This window comes from Bradyrhizobium sp. LeoA1Lang (genome assembly GCF_055413685.1).
The window spans coordinates 1-5,907 of the sequence record NZ_JBVAPG010000277.1 but is presented as its reverse complement, the minus strand read 5'-3'; the positions used below and the strand labels follow the sequence as shown (position 1 = coordinate 5,907).

The window sequence follows — 5,907 nt, the reverse complement described above, 5'->3', positions numbered from 1 at the left end:
AACGGCTTCATTCGCCGTCAGCCCGGCGTTCCCCGAAGCATCGAGATTCTCCTGCCACCCGAAAACTTGCCGATCCTCGAATGGCTCGGTATCAAAACGTCAAAATCACTGTGATGAACCACTAGGCGCCTTTGGCGCGGGAGCTGTCATCGGAGCGGCAAATATCGGGTTGGTGCGCAAGCACTTGAGCGCTGAAGCAGCGATGCGATGCTGCGCGCTCGCTATGGGCACGGGCATTGCTGTTATGGCATTCAGCCGAAATCCAGTGATCGCCGGACTGGGACTGGTGGTGGCTGGTGCTGGGTGGACCCTCTGTTGGACTCTGTTGAACGTTGGCGTACAGCTTTCTGCGCCCCGCTGGGTCGCAGCACGGTCTCTGGCAGCCTATCAAGCGGCCTCAGCCGATGGGCTGGCGCTCGGCAGCTGGGCTTGGGGGCATTTGGCGGAGGTCGCTGGTGTCGAAACTGCCCTCCTCGTTGCCGCCGCGTTGATGGTTGCATCGCCACTGGTCGGCCTGCGGCTACGGATGCCGCCCGTGAGGGCGCGTGTGGAAGAGGGAAGCCTCCTTGAGGACCCAAAGGTGCTGGTGCCCATCACCGGGCGCGACGGACCTGTTGTGATCGAGATCGAATATCGGGTTGTGCAGAGAAACGCGCCTGGGTTTCGGGAGGTTATGCAGCAACTTCGGCTCGTCCGGCAGCGTAACGGCGCCTACGGCTGGTCGATCGCGCGAAACATGGCGGATCCAGATGTGTGGATCGAGCGCTATCACTTCCACACATGGCACGACTACCTGCGCCAGCGCAACCGCTCCACTCAGGCTGAGCGAGCACTGGAAGGCCGCGTCATAAAAGAGTACCACGTCGGTCCAGGCGAGGTGCGTGTGCGCCGCACGATCGAGCGTTCGTTCGGATGAACTCCAGTGGCTCAACTGGAGTTGAGCACAGGCTACTCGCGGATGGGGAGCGCTGCCACTATTAGATCGTGGCGCCTTTCCGACCGAGGTCATTGCTATCCGCAAAGGCCTATTTCGGCTTGCTGACGCCAATGCCCGTCAGATCGATCCTGATGCCTGCCCTGTTGGGATCATCCGGCTTCTTGTCCTGTCGGGTCCCATCGTCCGGACGGCTCGTAGGCCTCGCCGCGTCACCATCCGCGGGTTTGTCGCCAGCATCCGACCCCGCGTTGCGGGCTGGCAGGGCGCCGGGATCGGGCTCGTCGAATACATATTTCCCGTCGAAATACCCGGTTTTCCACGCGTCGATCGCATCGCCGAACGCCTCGTCGACCGGCGCGCCATACCATTTCGTGACGATGCGATAAACCTTGCCGAACAGTGCGGTGCCCATCCTGATATTGGCGCAGGTATCGACCAGATCGGCCTTGAGTTCGGCGACATCGGTGACGCCGAGCCCGACCGGATATTGGGTCACGCCGACGCGGACCATCGCCTGGCCGACGTAACGGCGGACCAGCTCCACGGCATCATCCGGCGTCTTGGGCGGCGTCACCAGAATGACGCGGTTGCCGGTCCGGACGGTGACGGCGAGCGGATCGGATGCCCCGGCCGCGCGGATGAATTTCTCGATGATCGCGGGCTTCAGACCCGGATCGGCGCATTGATGAATGGTGGTGGCATCGATCATGCTGATCCCCTTCAGGTGTTGAACGAGAGCACGAGCGGCAGGGCGAACAGGCGCGCCCAGGCTTGGGTGCTGGCTCTCTGAATCGCGAGGACGTTGGTGCCGGCGGTCCACCAGTCGTTGCCGATCGCGACAAGCACGTCGGGCGACTGGAGCATCGACTGCAGGACGGGCCAGACGAGCAGTTGCTCGTAACAGATCAAGGGCGCGATGCGCCGGCTGACGGACTCGACGACGGGATTGCCGAAGAAGCTGGCCTTTGCCCCGCAAGCGAGCCAGGGTTGCCACATCGAGACCGGCACTGGCATGCGTTCGCCATAGAGCTGGCGTGCGCGGCCGGCGGCGATCTCCACCATGGCGTTGTCATAGCCTTCGCGATCGACGATCGCGGTACCGGCGATCACCGTCATCTCGGTGTTGCGCAGACCGTCCATCCAGAAGCCGCTCGTGGTCGGCGTCCACAGCCCGGCCGCACTCTCGGGAAGCAAGACAACGCGCGCGCCGGCCGCGCCCGCTTCGCAAACGCGCTGGAGAAGCGCCTCGGATTGATCGAGGTCCAGAGCCCGGCCGAGCGCGCTCCCAAGCCTGGTATCGAGGCCAGCCCATCCGGATGGTTGTGACGGCGCGATCCAGTGCGCGGCCGACCAGCCCCAGAAGCTGGCCGCGGCGATCGCCGCGACGGGCCACTTGCCAGTCGTCATGGTGAGCAGGATCGCTCCGGTCGCGCCCAGTCCCCACCATCCCCAGCCGGGGAACAGAACGCCGGCCGCCGTGATCGGCTGCGCCCATCCAACGACCCCGAAAGGCGGCAGGCTCATCAAGACCGCCCCGAGCCCAAACCAAAGCGCCCTCTCCCATCCCGGCCGGCTTTGCCAAAGCGTGGCGTGAACAAGGACGAAGATGGCCGCCGCGCCGCTCCACAAGGCGATGCTGACGCCGAGATCAGTGCCGTAGAAATTGACGACGCCCTGCGGCAGCCCGCGCGATGCCGCAAGGAAATAGGCGGCGCTCACCACCGCTGAGATCGACCGTGACGGCGCGAACGCCCACAACGTCGGGAAGGCGCAGGCGAGCGGCAGGGCGAGCGCGTGACCGCACCAGGCAGCAGCCCCGACTGCAACCGCGGCGACAGCCATCGCGGCACCGCGACAGACGCTAGGGACCGAAGGTGAAGACGGGTCGGGCGAGGCCGAGAACGCCCGATGACGGGATCGGGCCGAAGTAGCGGGAATCATAGGAGCCTGCGAAATCAGAGTGGAGATAGGCGTCCCCCGCGGGGATGACGCCGCCGGCAAACGGCGCGAGAGGACGGCCGGCGGCATCGGTATGCCGGACATCGGAATCGGGGAGCTGACGGCCGTCGATCGAGACCTGATCAGCCACATCAACGTGTTGGCCGCCGACGGCGGCGACGGTCTTGACGAGTGGGCTTAAGCCACCGGCGCAAAGTCCGCGCCGGATGTAACCGCGCGCGAACGCGCGTTCGAACTCGGCTGTGACCGGCGGGCAGATGAAGACGAGATCGCCGGCGGCGGCCGGCCGATCCAGCGGCTCGATCCGCCACAGGCCGCGCGGATAGCTCGGCGTCATGTTGACGCGCAGCCCGGCGCACCAGCCGGCACCCGCCACGGCCAATAGGAGGCTGGAGCCGACCGCCAGGATGACCAGAAGGGAGCGCCGAATGGTCATTTCAGGGTCTGTCCCCGGCTCTGGGTCAGACGCTGCGCCTCGGCCTGTTTGAGCGCCTGCGCGGTGCGCTCCCCTGCTGCGAGCTGCTGTGCCGCGCGCATGGCGGGCCAGGCTGCTTTCAGCTGCTCGCGCCGCGCCGGATCCATGCCGGCCGCCGCCTTCTCGAGGGTCTGCCCGTTGGGTTCTTCGGCGGCATTCGGCAGGAATGTGCGATCGCCAAAGCGCTCGGCGATGGCCTTGTTGAAACCGTCAATCTCCGCTTTCACCATCCGGTCGGCGAGCGCGAACTCGAGCGCGCTCGGGAGGTAATTGCGGTCGATGGCATCCCGTACGCGCTCGAGCACGCGATGCGCCTCGCGCGACACAGCGGGGATGTCGATCGCGACGCGATGCCGGTTCGCGCGTTCCTCGGCTTCATGCTTGTGCTCGGCCTCGACGCGCAGACGCAAGTAACGCTCGATGTCGCGCTTGAGCGCTGGCACATTGGCCTCGGCGCGTTGGCGCTTCTGCTTGTCGGCCTTGCCCGCCATCAGACCGGTCTTGCCGCGCAGCGCCCCGAAGGATTGCGGGCTCGTGGCGAGACGGGCGATCGTCGAAGTTGCCGCGGCGGAATCCTTTAGCATGGCGTCGAAGTTCGTCGCGCGGAACGCGCGCTCGGGATCGGCAAAGACGAGGCGGAAGCGGGTGGACACATCCTCCCACTGCTTCTTGATGGCGGGGTCGGCGAGGATCCTGTCCTCGACGGTGTCGATGAGGGATTTGGGGAACGTCGTCACCCCGGCGACCATGAGATTCGCCTCCTTGTGTGCGGTGCTGATGATGGGTCTACGGCCATTGACGAGGCCGAGTTTTTCGCCGAGCGCACGCAGCCGACGGCCGAGGTCGGCAAGGCGCTGCTTCTGGCTAACCGTCCAGCGCAGACGATCGTTCACGAGCGTGCGCGCCACCTTGACGATATGCAGTCCACGGTTCGCGGCAAAACGCGGCGCATCGCGATAGAGGCTGCCGCGTTCGTAATCGAGGGTGGTCTCCTTGGCCCGGCGCTGCGACAGGATCGGGATCAGGCCACCGGCCTTCTGGAACGAACGCCGGCCATAGTAGAGCGCCACATCCTCGCGATGGCGGGTCAGCGCGACATAGGTCAGGTGCTTGTCGAGGGACAGCGTTGCCAGCACCTTGACCCGGTCGACCGTCGCTCCTTGCGCCTTATGCACGGTCGTCGCATAGCCGTGGTCGATATTGCGATAGAAGCGCTGATCGACCTCGACGCGGCGGCGGCCCTCGCCCTCACCGATCTCGGCGACCAGGCGCGCCGGCTCGGCTTCCACGACCTTGCCGATCATGCCGTTCTTGACGCCAAGCAAGCCCTCGTTCTTCAGGAAGACGATCTGGTCGCCCGGCGCAAACCGGCGCTCGCCGTCCTCGGTCCGGAAGGCATGTCCCTCTTCGACGAGACCGCGCTCGACGAGTTTAGCCCGCGCCATTTCGTTCAGCGCGCGGACGTCGCGGCGCAGATGCGCCAGGATCAATGTTGACTTGGACGGATCGTAGTCGCGATTCCAATCGGCGATGAGATTGTCGATTGCCTGCGCCTTCAACTCCGAGCCGAACAGACGTCCGTGGTGACCATAGGCAGACAGGGCCTGCACCGTCCGGCCACGGGCAAGATCGAGCGAGGCGTCGCGCATCCATTGCTGGCGCTGGCGATAGATCGTCTCGAGCTCGGCATAGCCGATGCGTTCGACAATCGCGCGAAACGCCGCCCCCGCTTCGATCGGCTGGAGCTGCTCCGGATCGCCGACCAGGACGAGCTTCGCCCCCGCCTTTGACGCTGTTTCGACGAACAGCGCCATCTGCCGCGAGGCGACCATGCCGGCCTCGTCCAGGACAAAAACCGTTCGATCATCGAGGCCGTCCCGACCGCTCTTCCATCGCAATTCCCAGGAGGCGAGCGTGCGGGATTCGATGCCCGCGTCCTTCTCCAATCCCTCGGCCGCCTTGCCCGCCAAGGCGCCGCCAACCACGCGGTAGCCAGCGGCCTCCCACACCTCACGCGCGGCCCGCATCATTGTGGTCTTGCCCGCCCCGGCACGGCCGACAACCGCCGCGATCCTCTCTCCGGATGCCAGATGCGCGATGGCGGAGCGCTGCTCGGCCGAGAGGTTGGCGTGCCGCGCGGAGACGGCCGCGATGACCGGTGCCTTCACCGCGAAAGCCGTGCTGCCTGAGAGATGGACCGCGCGCCGTGCCATCTCCGCTTCGAGCCGGATCAGCTCGCGGGTGGTGTATTTTGCCGGCGCCCGCGCGCCCGTGGCGAAGTCGATCGACTCGCCTTCCAGCCGCAGCGCATCGGGGCTTTGCAGCACCCGCGCCATCAAGTGCTGGAATGTTCCGGCATCGTCGACATAGCGATGCAGGAGCTTGCCGACATCCCGCTCATCGAACACACTCTTTTCCCGCGAAATCATGTCGAGCACGATCTCCGGACGGCGCTGGATGCGCCTCAACGTCTCGGCCCGGTTCTCGTCGAAGACACGCAGCCGTTCGAGGTTGGGATCGCGTCCCTCGCGCTCCG

Annotated in this window: 5 protein-coding genes; 1 reads left to right on the top strand and 4 read right to left on the bottom strand. The window is 65.7% G+C overall.

What is annotated here, in order from left to right; translation table 11 throughout:
* A partial coding sequence (locus ACZYOF_RS41535; protein WP_463719368.1) for an MFS transporter occupies nt 1–916 on the top strand: 916 nt, incomplete at its 5' end.
* A 109-nt stretch (nt 917–1,025) separates the two neighbouring features.
* Here the strand turns inward: ACZYOF_RS41535 and ACZYOF_RS41530 are convergent.
* The 4 genes from ACZYOF_RS41530 to traA all read right to left on the bottom strand — a co-directional run.
* On the bottom strand, nt 1,026–1,646 hold the full coding sequence (locus ACZYOF_RS41530; protein WP_463719367.1) for a TraH family protein: 621 nt from the start codon (nt 1,644–1,646) through the stop codon (nt 1,026–1,028).
* Nucleotides 1,647–1,657: 11 nt separating this feature from the next.
* On the bottom strand, nt 1,658–2,779 hold the full coding sequence (locus ACZYOF_RS41525) for a conjugal transfer protein TraB (protein WP_463719366.1): 1,122 nt from the start codon (nt 2,777–2,779) through the stop codon (nt 1,658–1,660).
* 19 nt (nt 2,780–2,798) lie between these two features.
* A complete protein-coding gene (gene traF, locus ACZYOF_RS41520; RefSeq protein ID WP_463719365.1) occupies nt 2,799–3,332 on the bottom strand; it encodes a conjugative transfer signal peptidase TraF in 534 nt (177 codons plus the stop codon).
* On the bottom strand, nt 3,329–5,907 hold a 2,579-nt coding region (gene traA, locus ACZYOF_RS41515; RefSeq protein ID WP_463719364.1), incomplete at its 5' end, for a Ti-type conjugative transfer relaxase TraA. The genes traF and traA, both read right to left, overlap by 4 nt.